Annotated in this window: 13 protein-coding genes and 1 pseudogene; 3 read left to right on the top strand and 11 right to left on the bottom strand. The window is 70.8% G+C overall.

Annotated features, from left to right (window positions below):
• A pseudogene (locus tag ABD298_RS18610) lies at positions 1-191 on the top strand (ABC transporter ATP-binding protein); the annotation flags it as partial.
• Positions 178-1,044, top strand: coding sequence for an ABC transporter permease (locus tag ABD298_RS18605; RefSeq protein ID WP_344301342.1), 867 nt, complete (start codon positions 178-180; stop codon positions 1,042-1,044). The pseudogene ABD298_RS18610 and the gene ABD298_RS18605, both read left to right, overlap by 14 nt.
• Positions 1,045-1,108: 64 nt before the next feature.
• Here the strand turns inward: ABD298_RS18605 and ABD298_RS18600 are convergent, their stop codons facing one another.
• From ABD298_RS18600 to ABD298_RS18560, 9 genes are all read right to left on the bottom strand, one after another.
• A complete protein-coding gene (locus ABD298_RS18600; protein ID WP_344301341.1) occupies positions 1,109-2,470 on the bottom strand; it encodes a M16 family metallopeptidase in 1,362 nt (453 codons plus the stop codon).
• A 4-nt stretch (positions 2,471-2,474) separates the two neighbouring features.
• Positions 2,475-4,739, bottom strand: a complete 2,265-nt coding sequence (locus tag ABD298_RS18595) for a polyribonucleotide nucleotidyltransferase (RefSeq protein ID WP_344301339.1) — start codon at positions 4,737-4,739, stop codon at positions 2,475-2,477.
• A gap of 219 nt (positions 4,740-4,958) precedes the next feature.
• A complete protein-coding gene (gene rpsO / locus ABD298_RS18590; RefSeq protein ID WP_066497233.1) occupies positions 4,959-5,228 on the bottom strand; it encodes a 30S ribosomal protein S15 in 270 nt (89 codons plus the stop codon).
• Positions 5,229-5,420: 192 nt separating this feature from the next.
• Positions 5,421-6,425: a bifunctional riboflavin kinase/FAD synthetase gene (locus tag ABD298_RS18585; RefSeq protein ID WP_344301337.1), complete on the bottom strand. Its 1,005-nt coding sequence runs from the start codon at positions 6,423-6,425 to the stop codon at positions 5,421-5,423.
• A gap of 37 nt (positions 6,426-6,462) precedes the next feature.
• Positions 6,463-6,948, bottom strand: coding sequence for a hypothetical protein (locus ABD298_RS18580; RefSeq protein ID WP_344301336.1), 486 nt, complete (start codon positions 6,946-6,948; stop codon positions 6,463-6,465).
• Positions 6,945-7,319 (bottom strand): hypothetical protein, encoded by a 375-nt coding sequence (locus ABD298_RS18575; protein WP_344301334.1) that lies wholly within the window; start codon positions 7,317-7,319, stop codon positions 6,945-6,947. The genes ABD298_RS18580 and ABD298_RS18575 overlap by 4 nt, the downstream gene beginning before the upstream one ends.
• A complete protein-coding gene (gene truB / locus ABD298_RS18570; RefSeq protein WP_344301333.1) occupies positions 7,316-8,203 on the bottom strand; it encodes a tRNA pseudouridine(55) synthase TruB in 888 nt (295 codons plus the stop codon). Before truB ends, ABD298_RS18575 begins: the two co-directional genes overlap by 4 nt.
• Before the next feature lie 36 nt (positions 8,204-8,239).
• The gene (locus tag ABD298_RS18565) at positions 8,240-8,746 is read right to left on the bottom strand and encodes a nucleoside deaminase (RefSeq protein WP_344301332.1); all 507 of its coding nucleotides are present in this window, start codon (positions 8,744-8,746) and stop codon (positions 8,240-8,242) included.
• A gap of 97 nt (positions 8,747-8,843) precedes the next feature.
• The gene (locus ABD298_RS18560) at positions 8,844-9,398 is read right to left on the bottom strand and encodes an ABC transporter substrate-binding protein (RefSeq protein WP_344301331.1); all 555 of its coding nucleotides are present in this window, start codon (positions 9,396-9,398) and stop codon (positions 8,844-8,846) included.
• A 303-nt stretch (positions 9,399-9,701) separates the two neighbouring features.
• On the opposite strand from ABD298_RS18560, the gene ABD298_RS18555 reads away from it, so the two are divergent.
• Complete coding sequence (locus ABD298_RS18555; RefSeq protein WP_344301330.1) at positions 9,702-10,784, top strand: ScyD/ScyE family protein; 1,083 nt, start codon at positions 9,702-9,704, stop codon at positions 10,782-10,784.
• Between the two features lie 71 nt (positions 10,785-10,855).
• Here ABD298_RS18555 and rbfA read toward each other — a convergent pair whose 3' ends face one another.
• Complete coding sequence (gene rbfA / locus ABD298_RS18550; RefSeq protein WP_344301329.1) at positions 10,856-11,335, bottom strand: 30S ribosome-binding factor RbfA; 480 nt, start codon at positions 11,333-11,335, stop codon at positions 10,856-10,858.
• A gap of 96 nt (positions 11,336-11,431) precedes the next feature.
• Positions 11,432-14,040 (bottom strand): translation initiation factor IF-2 (infB, locus tag ABD298_RS18545; protein WP_344301328.1); only part of this gene is annotated, 2,609 nt, incomplete at its 5' end.

Genomic DNA, 14,040 nt, shown 5'->3' with positions numbered 1-14,040 from the left:
CGGCCCCGGACGGCCCCGCCGCGGCGGGCGGATCAGCGGAGGCGACGCACGACGGCGCGGCCGCACCCGAGGCGGTCGTCGCGGCGCTCGTGGGGGCCGGGGTGCGGGTGCGGGGCTTCACGGCAGAGACGGCGAGCCTGGAGGAGCGGTTCGTCGAGCTGACGGGCGAGGGATTCGATGTCGCGGGCTGAGGCGGCGCCCCGGGGCACTGCAGCCAGCCCCGCCGTGCACACCGCGCGCCTGCTCGGCTCGGAGCTGCGGGTCCTGTTCGGGCGCTGGCGGACCTGGACGATGCTCGCGGCGCTCGCGGCCGTGCCCGTGCTGATCGGCCTGGCCGTCCGGTTCGCGCCGGGCCGGCCCCCGAGCGGGCGCGGCCCGGCGTTCCTCGACCAGATCACCGACAACGGGCTCTTCGCCGGCGTGGTGGGCCTCGTGGTGTGCACGCCGCTGTTCCTGCCGCTCACCGTCAGCGTCGTCTCCGGGGACGCGGTCGCCGGCGAGGCCAGCCTCGGGACGCTCCGGTACCTGCTCGTGGCCCCCGTCGGGCGGGTGCGGCTGCTCGTGGTGAAGTACCTCAGCGCCGCCGTGTTCTGCGCGGCGGCCGCGCTCGCCGTCGTGCTCGGCGGCGCCGTGATCGGGGCGCTGCTGTTCCCGCTCGGGCAGGCCACGCTCCTGTCCGGGGCGCAGGTCGGGGCGGCCGAGGCGTTCGGGCGGCTGCTCCTGATGGCAGCCTACGTGACCGTCTCGCTCCTCGGGCTGGCCGCGATCGGCCTGTTCGCCTCGACGCTCACGTCCGTCCCCGTCGGGGCCATGGCCGCGACCGCGGTGCTCGCCGTCGTCTCCCAGATCCTCGGTGCGCTCGACCAGCTCGAGTGGCTGCACCCGTGGCTGTTCACGAACCAGTGGCTGGGCCTCGCAGACCTCCTGCGGGAGCCGATCTCCTGGGACTCGTTCGGGCAGAACGCGTGGCTCCAGGCCGGGTACGTCGCCCTGTTCGGCGCGCTCGCCTACGGCCGCTTCGCGACGAAGGACATCCTCGCCTAAGGACATGACCCCTCAACCGGAAGGCGGCTGAGGGGTCATGTCCCTGTCGTGGAGGAGGCACCTCTCAGGCTAGGCCGAAGGTCTCCGTCTGCTCGAACGGGCCCACGACCGTAACCGTGCGCGGAGCGTTCGCGAGGAGGCGGGCGAGGTCCTGGACCTCGTCCGCGGTGACCGCGGAGATCTGGGCGAGGGTCTCCTCGATGTCCTGGAACTCGCCCGAGACGAGCTCGGCCCGTCCGAGCCGGGACATGCGCGAGCCCGTGTCCTCAAGGGCGAGCACGATCCCGCCCGAAAGCTGCCCGACGGCCTTGCGGAGCTCCTCCTCGGTGATGCCGTGCTCCGCGAGCTTCTCGAGTTCGGCGCCCATGAGGGCCAGGACCTGGGGGACCTTGGCCGGGGCGCAGCCGCCGTAGATCCCGAAGTACCCGGCATCGGCGTAGGCCGAGGCGAACGAGTACGTCGAGTAGACGAGGCCGCGCTTCTCGCGGATCTCCTGGAACAGGCGGGAGGACATGCCCCCGCCCAGGACGGCGTTGAGCACGCTCATGACATACCGGCGGTCGTCCGTCGCGGTGATCGACGGGCAGCCCATGATGACGTTGGCCTGCTCGACCTGCCGCGTGATGACGGAGAGGCCGGGCATCCCGCTGATCTCCGCGGCGACGGTCGAGCGCCTTCCGACGGGCGGCGCGCCTTCCGTCAGGTCCCAGCCCGCGCCGTGGAGGGCGTCGAGCACGAGCCGGCACACGACGTCGTGCTCGAGGCCGCCCGCAGCGGTGACCACGAGCTCGTTCGGGCGGTAGTAGCGGCGGTAGTGCTCCCACACCGAGTCACGGGCGACGGCGCGGATCGCCTCGGGCGTGCCGCCGATCGGCCGACCCAGCGGGTGCTCGCCGAGGACGGAGGCCACGAAGTGCTCGTGCGCGACGTCGGTCGGGTCGTCGCCGTCCATGGCGATCTCCTCGAGGATGACGTCGCGCTCCTGCTCGAGCTCATCGGGGTCCAGGACGGCGGAGGTGATCATGTCCGCGATGACGTCGATCGCCATCGGCAGGTCGGTGTCGAGCACGCGCGCGTAGTAGCACGTGCTCTCCTTCGCCGTCGCGGCGTTCGATTCTCCGCCCACCTCGTCGAACGCCGAGGCGATCTCGAGCGCGGTGCGCCGCTGGGTGCCCTTGAACAGCAGGTGCTCGAGGAAGTGGGTGGACCCGTGCTGGCCGGCGGCCTCGTCACGGGATCCCACCCCCACCCAGAAGCCGATCGCCGCCGACCGCTGGCCCGGCATCGCCTCCGTGAGGACGCGTACGCCCCCGGGGAGGACGGATCGGCGCACGACGGCGCCGCCCTCCTTCCCGAAGACGGTGGTCGACGCGGGGGCGCCGTCCACGAGCCGGCCAGCGGTCAGCGGCAGTTCGACAGTGGCCATCCGGTTACGCGTCGGCCGCTGCAGCGTCGGCCGGCTCGGCCGTCGCCTCGGCCGCAGCCCCGTCCTCGGCCACGACGGGCGCGAGGGAGAGCTTGCCGCGGTCGTCGATCTTGGTGATCTCGACCTGGACCTTCTGACCGACCGAGACGACGTCCTCGACGTTGTCCACGCGCTTGCCGCCCGCGAGCTTGCGCAGCTCGGAGATGTGCAGCAGGCCATCCTTGCCCGGGGTGAGGGACACGAACGCGCCGAACGTCGTCGTCTTGACGACCGTGCCGAGGTAGCGCTCGCCGACCTCGGGCAGCTGCGGGTTGGCGATCGCGTTGATCGCGGCCCGGGCTGCCTCGGCCGAGGAGCCGTCGGTCGCGCCGATGAGCACGGTGCCGTCGTCCTCGATGGAGATGTCGGCGCCCGTGTCCTCCTGGATCTGGTTGATCATCTTGCCCTTGGGGCCGATGACCTCGCCGATCTTGTCCACGGGGATCTTGATCGCGATGATGCGCGGGGCGAACTCGGAGAGCTCGTCCGGGCCCTCGATCGCGGCGTTGATCACGGACAGGATGTGCAGGCGGGCCTCGCGCGCCTGCTTGAGCGCAGCCGCGAGCACCGAGGCGGGGATGCCGTCGAGCTTCGTGTCGAGCTGGATCGCGGTGACGAACTCGGATGTGCCGGCGACCTTGAAGTCCATGTCGCCGAAGGCGTCCTCGGCACCGAGGATGTCGGTCAGGGCCGCGTAGCGGGTCTGGCCGTCCACCTCGTCGGACACGAGGCCCATGGCGATGCCCGCGACGGGCGCCTTGAGCGGCACGCCGGCGTTGAGCAGCGACAGGGTCGAGGCGCACACGGAGCCCATCGACGTCGAGCCGTTGGAGCCGAGGGCCTCGGACACCTGGCGGATCGCGTACGGGAACTCCTCGCGGCTCGGCAGCACCGGCACGAGGGCGCGCTCGGCGAGGGCGCCGTGGCCGATCTCGCGACGCTTCGGGGAGCCGACGCGGCCCGTCTCACCGGTGGAGTACGGCGGGAAGTTGTAGTTGTGCATGTACCGCTTGCGCGTCTCCGGGGAGAGCGAGTCGATCTGCTGCTCCATCTTGAGCATGTTCAGCGTGGTGACGCCGAGGATCTGCGTCTCGCCGCGCTCGAAGATTGCGGACCCGTGGACGCGCGGGAGCACCTCGACCTCGGCGGTGAGCTGGCGGATGTCCGTCAGCCCGCGGCCGTCGATGCGGACCTGGTCCTTGAGGATGCGCTGGCGCACGATCTTCTTGGTCAGCGAGCGGAAGGCAGCGGAGAGCTCCTTCTCGCGGCCCTCGAACTGACCGCCGAGCTGGGCGAGGACCTCGTCCTTGAGCTGGTCGGAGGCGTTCTCGCGGGCCTGCTTGTCCGCGATCTGGAAGACCTCGGCGAGCTTGTCCGCGGCGGCCGCCTCGACGGCGTCGAACGCGTCCTGCTCGTAGTCGAGGAAGACCGGGAACTCGGCGGTGGGCTTGGCGGAGCGGTTCGCGAGGTCCTGCTGGGCCTCGCAGAGGGCGCGGATGAAGGGCTTGGCGGCCTCGAGGCCCTCGGCCACGACCTCCTCGGTCGGGGCGGTGGCGCCCTCGTCCTTGATGAGGCCCCACGAGTGGTCGGTGGCCTCGGCCTCGACCATCATGATGGCGACGTCGCTGTTGTCCTGATCGCCAGCGATCCTACCGGCGACGACCATGTCGAACGTCGCGCGCTGCAGCTGCGAGTGCTTCGGGAACGCAACCCACTGGGCGCCGTGCTCGTCGTGCACGAGCGCGACACGGACGCCGCCGATCGGACCCGAGAAGGGCAGCCCCGCGAGCTGCGTGGACATCGAGGCCGCGTTGATGGCGACGACGTCGTAGAGCTCGTCGGGGTTGATCGCGAGGACGGTCACGACCACCTGGACCTCGTTGCGCAGGCCCTTGACGAACGCGGGGCGCAGCGGACGGTCCATGAGGCGGCACGCGAGGATGGCCTCGGTCGATGGGCGGCCCTCGCGGCGGAAGAACGAGCCGGGGATGCGGCCCGCGGCGTACATGCGCTCCTCGACGTCCACCGTGAGGGGGAAGAAGTCGAAGCCCTCACGCGGAGACTTGCCCGCGGTCGTGGCGGAGAGCAGGGCGGTGTCGTCGTCGATGTACGCCATCGCGGCGCCGGCGGCCTGCTTGGCGAGGCGACCGGTCTCGAAGCGCACGACGCGCTGGCCGAAGCGGCCGTTGTCGATCACGGCCTCTGAGAACTGGATCTCGGGACCCTCCATGGGAGAGCCACCTCCGTTTCGTGTTGCTCGGAGGCGGCGGAACCCGGTCTTCGATCGAGGCCCTTCGCGCGGCCCGTGAGGACGCCCGCAAAGGCCACTACCGAGGACCGCAGATTGCCGGCGCCTCACGATGGATTGTCTTAGTCGGTACGAGAACGCTTGCTGGATGGTGATGCGGCCCGCCGCTTCCTTGAAAGAAGAGGCGGGCCGCTCCACAGACTACCGGCGGAGGCCGAGCCGCTCGATGAGCGAGCGGTAGCGCGCGATGTCGGTGTCGTGCAGGTAGGCGAGCATGCGCTTGCGGCGACCCACGAGCGCGAGCAGGCCGCGCTGGGTGTGGAAGTCGTGCTTGTGCTGCTTCATGTGCTCAGTCAAGTCCTTGATGCGCTTCGTCAGGACGGCGATCTGGACCTCCGGGGAGCCCGTGTCGCCTTCCTTGGTCGCGTATTCCTTGATGATCTCCTGCTTGACGGCGGGATCCAAAGCCATGTGGTTTCGGTACCTCTCGTGTCGTGCCGTGCGGCCCGCAGAACGCTGCGTCCTCGGGGAACGCCGGGCCTTTTCGCTGGTGGGCGGCAGATCCGGCGCGGCCCAGGCCGCCACGGACTGCAGCGAGGACCACAGAGGATTCTATCGCTCCGCGCCGCGCCCTGTCGAAACGTGGTTCGGCGGGCCGTGCCGCTAGACCGAGCGCCCGGCCGCGGAGAGGATCTCGTGGGCCTGCTCGACGTCGAGCTTCATCTGGTCGATGAGGGCCTCGGGCCCGCGGTAGGCGACCATGCCGCGCAGCCGCTCGACGAACTCGACGACAACGCGCTGGCCGTAGAGGTCGAAGTCCTCGGGTGCCTCGTCAGGGCGGTCGATCACGTGCGCCTCCACCTGGCGCGCCACGCCGGCGAAGGTCGGGTTGGACCCGACCGAGATCGCGGCGGGCCAGCGGGTGCCCTTCTCGTCGACGAGCCAGCCGGCGTAGATCCCGTCGGCGGGGATGTGGCCAGCGGAGTCGTGGTCCAGGTTGGCGGTGGGGAACCCGAGGGCCCTGCCGCGGGCCGCACCGTGCACGACCTCGCCGTGCATGGCGTGCGGGCGCCCGAGGATCTCCGCCGCGGTGCGGACGTCGCCGGCGTCGAGCGCCTCCCGGACCCACGTCGAGGAGCAGCGGCGCTCCTCGGCGTCGTCCGCGTGGCCGCGCTCGACGGGCGCGGCGGGCTCGGTGAAGTCCTCGACCACCACGACCTCGAAGCCGAACCGCTCCCCCAGCTCCTGCATCGTCCTGAGGTCGCCGGCGTTGCCGCGGCCGAAGCGCACGTCGTGGCCCACGACGACGTGGCTCGCCTTGAGCCCGTCGACGAAGACGCCGCGCACGAACTCCTCGGGCGTCTGCTGGGCGAACTCGAGCGTGTAGTGGATGACGAGGATCGCGTCGAGGCCGTAGGCCGCCAGGGCGGCGAGCCGGTCCTCGATGCCCATGATGAGGTGCGGCGCCGTGTCCGGGCGGTGGACCCGGGCGGGGTGCGGGTCGAAGGTCACGGCGACGGCCCGGCTGCCGGAGGCTGCGGCGGCCGCCTTGAGCCGGGCCAGGACCTGCTGGTGGCCGCGGTGGACGCCGTCGAAGTTGCCGATGGTGACGGCTGTCGGGCCGAAGTCATCGGGAACCTCGTCCACACCGTGCCAGATCAAGCCCATCGTCCTCGCCTCGTCGCCTGCATGTCGCGTCCCTAGCCTACCGGCTCGCGGACGGGGCCCCGCCGCGCCCGGCGGCCGGCGTGCGCGGACGGTTCACGAACAGCCAGACGAGCCCGACGAGGGGCAGCACGAGCGGGACGTAGCCGTAGCCGCGCCCGAACCCGCTCCAGACGGTGTCGTGCGGGAACGCCGCCGCGTCGATGATGCTCGCGGTGCCGACCGCGAGGACCCCGATGAGCTCGACGACGATGGCCGCGAGCGTCACGTACCAGCTCGTCACCCCGCGCTTGGCCATCGCGACGGTCGCGACAATGTACACGGCGGCGGCGGCAGCGCTCAGGAGGTACGCGACCGGCGCCTCTGAGAACTTGGTCGCGATCTGGTAGCCGGCCCGCGCCGTCGAGGAGAGGGCGAACACGCCGTAGACGGCGACGATGATCCTGCCCAGCCCCACGCTGCGCGTCCTGGGCGAGTGCTCCGTGGTCCCGGTGGGGGGCTTGGTTCCCGAGGGGTCAGCGGTCATGACAGGGGGGCTCCGTCCCAGATCTGCTCCATCCGGAACAGCATCACGAAAATGGTCAGTGGCACCGCGGCGAGCACGGCGTTGCTCCAGCGGGTCTTGTCCAGGACGGCCCACCAGAACGCGACGACGGGCAGGATCAGCGCCGTCGCGAGGTACCCCCAGAACTCCCACGGCTCGCCGCGGAGCGCCTCTCCCCCAGCCTGGCGGATGGCCGCCCCGATGCCGTAGGCGACAAGGAACAGCTCGACGGCGGCCACGGACACGATCGCGGCGTCGCCCGGATACGTCTTGGTCGCCGCGGCGACGACGCAGACCACCAGCGACAGCGCGCAGATGGCGGCGCCGACGAAGAAGAAGGGGTCCGGGGTCATGCGTCGTCACCGTGGGCGGCGAACACGAGCTCCGGCTTGGCCTGCCCTCCCACGTCCTTCACGAGCGCCACGAGCGGGCCTTCGGGAGCGAAGGCCGCGGTGAGCCCGGAGGTCCCCGTCGCCGGGATGCGGCGCCCGAAGGACAGCTCGACGGCCTCGTCGGCGCTCAGCTCGCGCACCGGCAGCAGCGACCGGGCCGCCGCGGAGAGGTCGAGGACGCGGAAGTCCTCGGCGAGTTCCTCGAGCGTGGCGGCCTCCTCAATGCCGTAGGGCCCCACCTGGGTCCTGCGCAGCGCCGTGAGGTGGCCGCCGACGCCCAGATCGGCGCCGAGGTCCCGTGCGAGGGCGCGGATGTAGGTGCCGGAGGAGCAGCGGACCGTGACGTCGACGTCCTGGAGCTTCCCGCCGCGTAGGCGGCGCACCTCGTGGACCTCGAACGAGTGGATCGTGACGGGGCGCGCCTCGAGGGCGACCTCCTCCCCCGCACGGACGCGCGCGTAGGAGCGCTGGCCGGCCACCTTGATCGCACTGACGCTGCTGGGCACCTGCAGGATCTCACCCGTCAGGCGGGCCGCGGCGTCGTGGACCTGCTCCTCGGTCACCGCCGCGGCGATGCGTTCGGCGACGACCTCGCCATCGGCGTCGTCAGTCACTGTGCTCTGGCCGAGCCGGATGGTCGCGGTGTACGTCTTCTCCGTGCCCACGATGTACGAGAGCAGACGGGTGGCCTTGTTGATGCCGACGACGAGGACGCCGGTGGCCATCGGATCGAGGGTCCCGGCGTGGCCCACCTTGCGCGTGCCCGCGAGCCTGCGGATCTTCCCCACCACGTCGTGGCTTGTCCACCCACGCGGCTTGTCCACGATCACCAGTCCAGAAAGCACGCCTTCCAGTATATGGAGCCGCAGAGCCTCCGCCGTTCAGTACTCGGTGCGGCCCTCGAACGCGTTCCACGCCTCGAACGGACGTTCACGGCCGGCCACGGCGGAGCGGGCCACCGGCATGAGGGAACCCTCGCCGTGCGCATCCTTGCCGGCGTCGAAGTACTCGTAGAAGAGGGCGTCGTCGAATCCGGCCGCGGCAGCGTCCTGCCGGTCCGCGGCGAAGCGCACCGAGGCGACGCGCGCCCACAGCGCGGCGGCGAGGCACAGGGGGCACGGCTCGCAGCTCGCGTACAGCGCAGCGCCACTCAGGTCGAAGCCCACGACGGCGGCGGCGCGCCGGATCGCGACGACCTCGGCGTGCGCGGTGGGGTCGTTGTCCCGCGTGACGCGGTTCTGCCCCTCGAACACCCGCCCGTCGGGCACGACCACGATCGCGCCGAACGGACCGCCCCCGTCGGCCACGTTCGCGACGGCCAGGTCGATCGCGCGCTGGAGGTAGGTCTGGGCGTCCGCGGACTGCGCGTTCGGGTGAGGCTCGGCCATGGGGCCATCGTACGGAACGCACGGAGCGGGCCCGGCCGATTCGGCCGGACCCGCTGCGGAAGCCGCTATTGCCTAGTTGGCGTCAGTATCTGTCCGGTCAGAGGCCGAGCAGCTGGTTGAGCAGGGTGGCCAGGCCGTTCAGACCTGTCCCGTTGTCGAGCAGGCCCGCGACACTGCAGAGCAGGTTGCCGAGGAGGTTGCCCGGGCCGGACTGGGCGGTGATGTCGAGGACGACTTCGTTCAGGTGCACCTGGAGACCGAGGAGATCCAGATTCAGCGGGCCGAGGTCCAGGTGCAGGATGTCGCAGGTGCCGGAGGTGGTTCCACCGAGCACCGGCAACGAGACCTGCTGACTCACGTTCTGCACGACGCCCGTCACCGTGTTGGTCAGCGTGCCGGTCAGCGTGCCGACGGCCATGAGCTGGCCATTCTGAACCGCAAACTTCGTGAGGTCGAAGGTGCCCGCGAAGGTGGTGACGCCGTCGGTGGCGGTACCGGTGATCGGCACGGTAGTCGGCGCTGTGGCTCGCGGGGTGGACGCGGCCTGCTGGGCCGTCGGCGTCGGGGCTGCCGACGCGGGAACGGCGGCTCCCATCAGCGCGGCTCCGGAAAGCGTCGCGGCAAGCACAGGGGCGATGATCTTGGCTTTCATGGGTGTTCTCTCCTTCGACGGGCGGTGCCGATAAGGATGGAGCCCTCGTCACCCGCGCCCGCGATCGGTGTTTGTTGTCCCTCTGAACGTCCGGCCAGTGTGGTCTCGGACACGCCACCTCTTTCCCTAGGGCTCTTTTGAACAAACATTTTTCTCTACCGCTGCGGCAGCCGACATGAGCGCTGACGCCCTCTTGCGGGTCGATCGGCGCAGCCCCTAGTGAGAGGGCCGAGCATCGCATAGGCTCCAGCCGGGGGAGCTGACAGCGGTCTCGGATCGATCCGCATGCAAGGAGTCAGTTCAATGAAGAAGTCGCTCGCACTGCTCGCGGCTGGAGCACTCATCATGCTTCCCGCAGGGCCAGCCACGGCTGCCCCGCCGTCCCCGCCGCCTCCTGTCGACGGTCTGGTAGGCCCACTCCACGTGTCTGCCGGGACCGGCAACAGCGTCATCGTCTCCGAAGAGTTCGCCGGCAGGCTCACCCGCATTGAGGAGGGAACGAAGACCGAACTGTACGCGCCACCTGTGGACGAGCAGTGGGACGTCGCCGGGACCGCGACTCAGGGCAGCACCACGTATGTCGTCGAGAGCCAAGGCGCCGGACCGGAAGACCCGCGCCCGCTCGCTGGGCACCTTGTGGCCGTCGACGCCATGGGGAGAACCACGACGATCACAGACCAGATTGGTGCCTACGAGACCACCCAGAATCCTGACGGGGACGTGCACTACGGACTGGGACCGAACGCCCCCGCGGAGTGTTCCAGCCAGCTGACCAGTCTCGGATTCCCGGCGTCCTATACGGGAGAGACCGATTCCCACCCGTACGCCCTCGCTGTTCGGGGCAACACCGCCTATGTGGCGGATGCGGGGGGCAACGACGTGCTGGCCGTCAATCTGAGCACCGGCGCCATTCAGACAGTGGCAGTGCTGCCTCCCCGGCCCGCAACCATCACGCAGGATTTCGCCGAGCAGTACGGACTTCCGGCGTGTATCGGCCAGACCTACAACTTCGAACCTGTGCCTACCGACGTCGCGATCGGCTCGGACGGGTGGCTCTACGTCACCTCGCTCCCAGGTGGTCCCGAGGATGCAAGCCTCGGCGCGCGGGGTGCCGTGTTCCGGGTGAGCCCGTCAACGGGAGCTGTCCAACCCTGGATCCAGGGCATCATGTCCCCGACTGGTCTGGCCTTCGACGGCTCGGGCAACCTCTACATCGCTTCGCTCTTCGGCACGGGGGTTCTCAGGGCAGCGGCCGGGACGCAGACGGCACAGCCGTTCCTGGACAAGCCATTCACCGCCGACGTGACGGTCCAGGGCAACATGCTCTACGCAACAACTGACGTCTTTGGAAACGGAACGCTCATCGCGCAGAAGCTGACGCACTGACGCTCAAGGCGGCAAGCAGAAGCGGGCGGCGCCGGATGGCACCGCCCGCTTCTCGCGTCCTCAGGCGAGGCTCAGTCTTGGGGCTCCTCGACGCCGTCGAACTCGCCCTCGTCCTCGTAGTCGTCGTCCTCCGGCTCGTCCTTGCGGTACGGGTCGGGGTCGCCGGCCGGCTGCGCGCCGGAGGCGAGCTTCGCCACCTCGGCGTCCCGGGCCTTGGCCTCGCGCAGGAGGTCCTCGAGGTGCGAGGCGTTGACGGGGATCTCATCGGCCACGAACTCGAGGGTCGGGGTCAGCCTGATCGTCAGGTTGCGCCCCACCTCGCGGCGGAGCACGCCCTTCTTCGCTTCCAGGAGGTCGCGCGCGCGCTGGGCAGCGGCCGCGTCGCCGAGGACGGTGTAGTACACGGTCGCGTGCTGGAGGTCGTTGGTGACGCGGGCGTCGGTGACGGTGATGGCCTCGGCGCGCTCGTCCTTGACGGCCTTGCGCAGGGCCTCGGCCACGACCACCTTGATGCGCTGCGCGAGCCGGGCGGCGCGGGCTGGATCGGCCATGTGGTTCTCCTTCGTGTGGTCGGGTCGGTCCGGGACATCTCCCGGGGGCACCGGGAAAAGGGGGCCCCGTGCGGGACCCCCTTTTCCTCGAGGCGACTAGGCGCGCGGCTTCTCGCGCATCTCGAACGTCTCGATGATGTCCTCGAGCTGGAGGTCGTTGAACGACCCGAGGCCGATACCGCACTCGAAGCCCTCGCGGACCTCGGTCGCGTCGTCCTTGAACCGCTTGAGCGACTCGATCGTCAGCTTGTCGCCCACCACGACGCCGTTGCGCAGGACACGCGCCTTGGCGTTGCGGCGGATCAGGCCGCTGCGGACGATCGAACCGGCGATGTTGCCGAACTTGGAGGACTTGAAGATCTCGCGCACCTCGGCGGTGCCGAGCTGCACCTCCTCGTACTCCGGCTTGAGCATGCCCTTGAGGGCCAGCTCGATGTCGTCGATCGCCGCGTAGATGACCGAGTAGAAGCGCATGTCGACGCCCTCGCGGTCGGCCAGCTCGGCAACGCGCTCGGCCGGCTTGACGTTGAAGCCGATGATGATCGCGTTGTCGACCGTCGCGAGGTTGACATCGTTCTGGGTGATCGCGCCCACGCCGCGGTGGATGACCCGCAGCTGGACGTCCTCGCCCACATCGATCTTGAGCAGCGAGTCCTCGAGCGCCTCGACGGCACCGGACACGTCGCCCTTGAGGATGAGGTTGAGGGTGTCGATCTTGCCCTCGGCCACAGCCTGGTCGAAGTCCTCGAGGCTGATCCGCTTGCGACGCTTGGCCAGCTGCGCGTTGCGCTCGGCGGCCTCGCGCTTCTCGGCGATCTGGCGTGCGGTGCGCTCGTCCTCGGTCACGAGGAACGTGTCACCGGCGCGCGGCACCGAGGACAGGCCCAGGACCTGGACCGGACGGGACGGCGTCGCGGCCTCGACGGCCTCGCCGTCCTCGTCGAACATCGCGCGGACGCGGCCGTGGGCCGTGCCCGCGACGATCGTGTCGCCGACGTGGAGCGTTCCGGACTGGACGAGCACGGTCGCGACGGCGCCGCGGCCCTTGTCCAGGTTCGCCTCGATGGCGACGCCGCGCGCGTCCTTGTTCGGGTTCGCGCGGAGGTCCAGCGCGGCGTCTGCCGTGAGGAGGATCGCCGAGAGCAGGTCGTCGATGTGCAGGTTCTGGCGGGCCGAGACGTCGACGAACATGGTGTCGCCGCCGTACTCCTCGGGAACGAGGCCGTACTCGGTGAGCTGGCCGCGGATCTTGTCCGGGTTCGCGCCCTCCTTGTCGATCTTGTTCACCGCCACCACGATCGGCACGTTCGCGGCCTGGGCGTGGTTGAGCGCCTCGACCGTCTGCGGCATGACGCCGTCGTCCGCGGCCACCACGAGCACCGCGATGTCCGTGACCTGCGCACCACGGGCACGCATGGCGGTGAACGCCTCGTGGCCCGGGGTGTCGATGAAGGTCAGCTTGCGCTGCCGGTCATCGTGGTCGAAGGCGATCTGGTACGCGCCGATGTGCTGCGTGATGCCACCGTGCTCGCCAGCCACCACGTTGGTGTTGCGGATGGCGTCGAGGAGGCGCGTCTTACCGTGGTCGACGTGGCCCATGACGGTCACGACAGCCGGACGCTTCTCGAGGTCCTCGTCGGTCTCCGCCTCGAGCTCAGCCTCGAGGTCGATGTCGAAGGACTCGAGCAGCTCGCGCTCCTCGTCCTCCGGCGACACGACCTGGATCTTGTAGCCGAGTTCGGCGCCCAGCACCGCGAAGGTCTCCTCGTCGAGGGACTGCGTGGCGGTTGCCATCTCACCGAGGTGGAACAGCACCGTGACGAGCGAGGCCGGGTTCGCATCGATCTTCTCCGCGAAGTCCGTGATGGACGCACCACGGCGCAGGCGCACGATCGTGCTGCCGTCGCCACGGGGCACCGAGACGCCGCCGAGCGACGGTGCGCTCATCTGCTCCAGTTCCTGGCGCTTCGCACGCTTCGACTTGCGCTGCTTGCCGCGACCTGCACCACCCTTGCCGAAGGCACCCTGGGTGCCGCCGCGTCCGCGGCCGCCCTTGCCGAAGCCGCCACCAGCGGGACCGCCGCCACCGGGGCCACCGCCGGGACGGCCCGGACCGCGTCCTCCGGTGCCGGCAGGACGGGCCCCCGGCTGAGGCCGGTCGGTGCGCGGGGGCATCATGCCCGGGTTCGGACGGGGACCTCCAGCGCCGCCGGGACGCGGGGCGCCCGGACGGGGAGCCCCCGGCCGCGGAGCGCCGGGACGGGGAGCACCGGGGCGCGGGATGCCGGAGGTGCCGCCGGGGCGCGGTGCCGCCGGGCGGGGACCACCCGGGCGGTCGCCGTCGCGGCCGCCGCCCGGACGGGGCATGCCCTGGGACGAAGCGAACGGGTTGTTGCCCGGACGGGGCGCCCGATCACCGTCGCGCCCCTGGCGCTGCATGCCCTGGGACGACGAGAACGGGTTGTTGCCCGGACGGGGACCGCTGGGGCGGGGACCCGGGGTCGCCCTGGGACGCGACGACGGCGCGCCCTCGCCGGAGCGGCCACTCGTGCCGGGGCGGGCGGGAGCGGCGGGGCGGCCGCCGGGACGCGGGCCGTCGGAACCCGGGCGGGGACCGGAAGGCGCGGGGGCGGGCCGCGGCGCGGACGGCGCCGGGCGCGAGGCCTCGGCAGGGGCCGGACGCGGGGTCTCGGCGGAGAGGCCGC

Source organism: Sinomonas flava, from assembly GCF_039531875.1.
GTDB classification, from domain to species: domain Bacteria; phylum Actinomycetota; class Actinomycetes; order Actinomycetales; family Micrococcaceae; genus Sinomonas; species Sinomonas flava.
The sequence above is the reverse complement of the archived record's forward strand: the minus strand, read 5'-3'. Positions and strand labels throughout refer to the sequence as shown.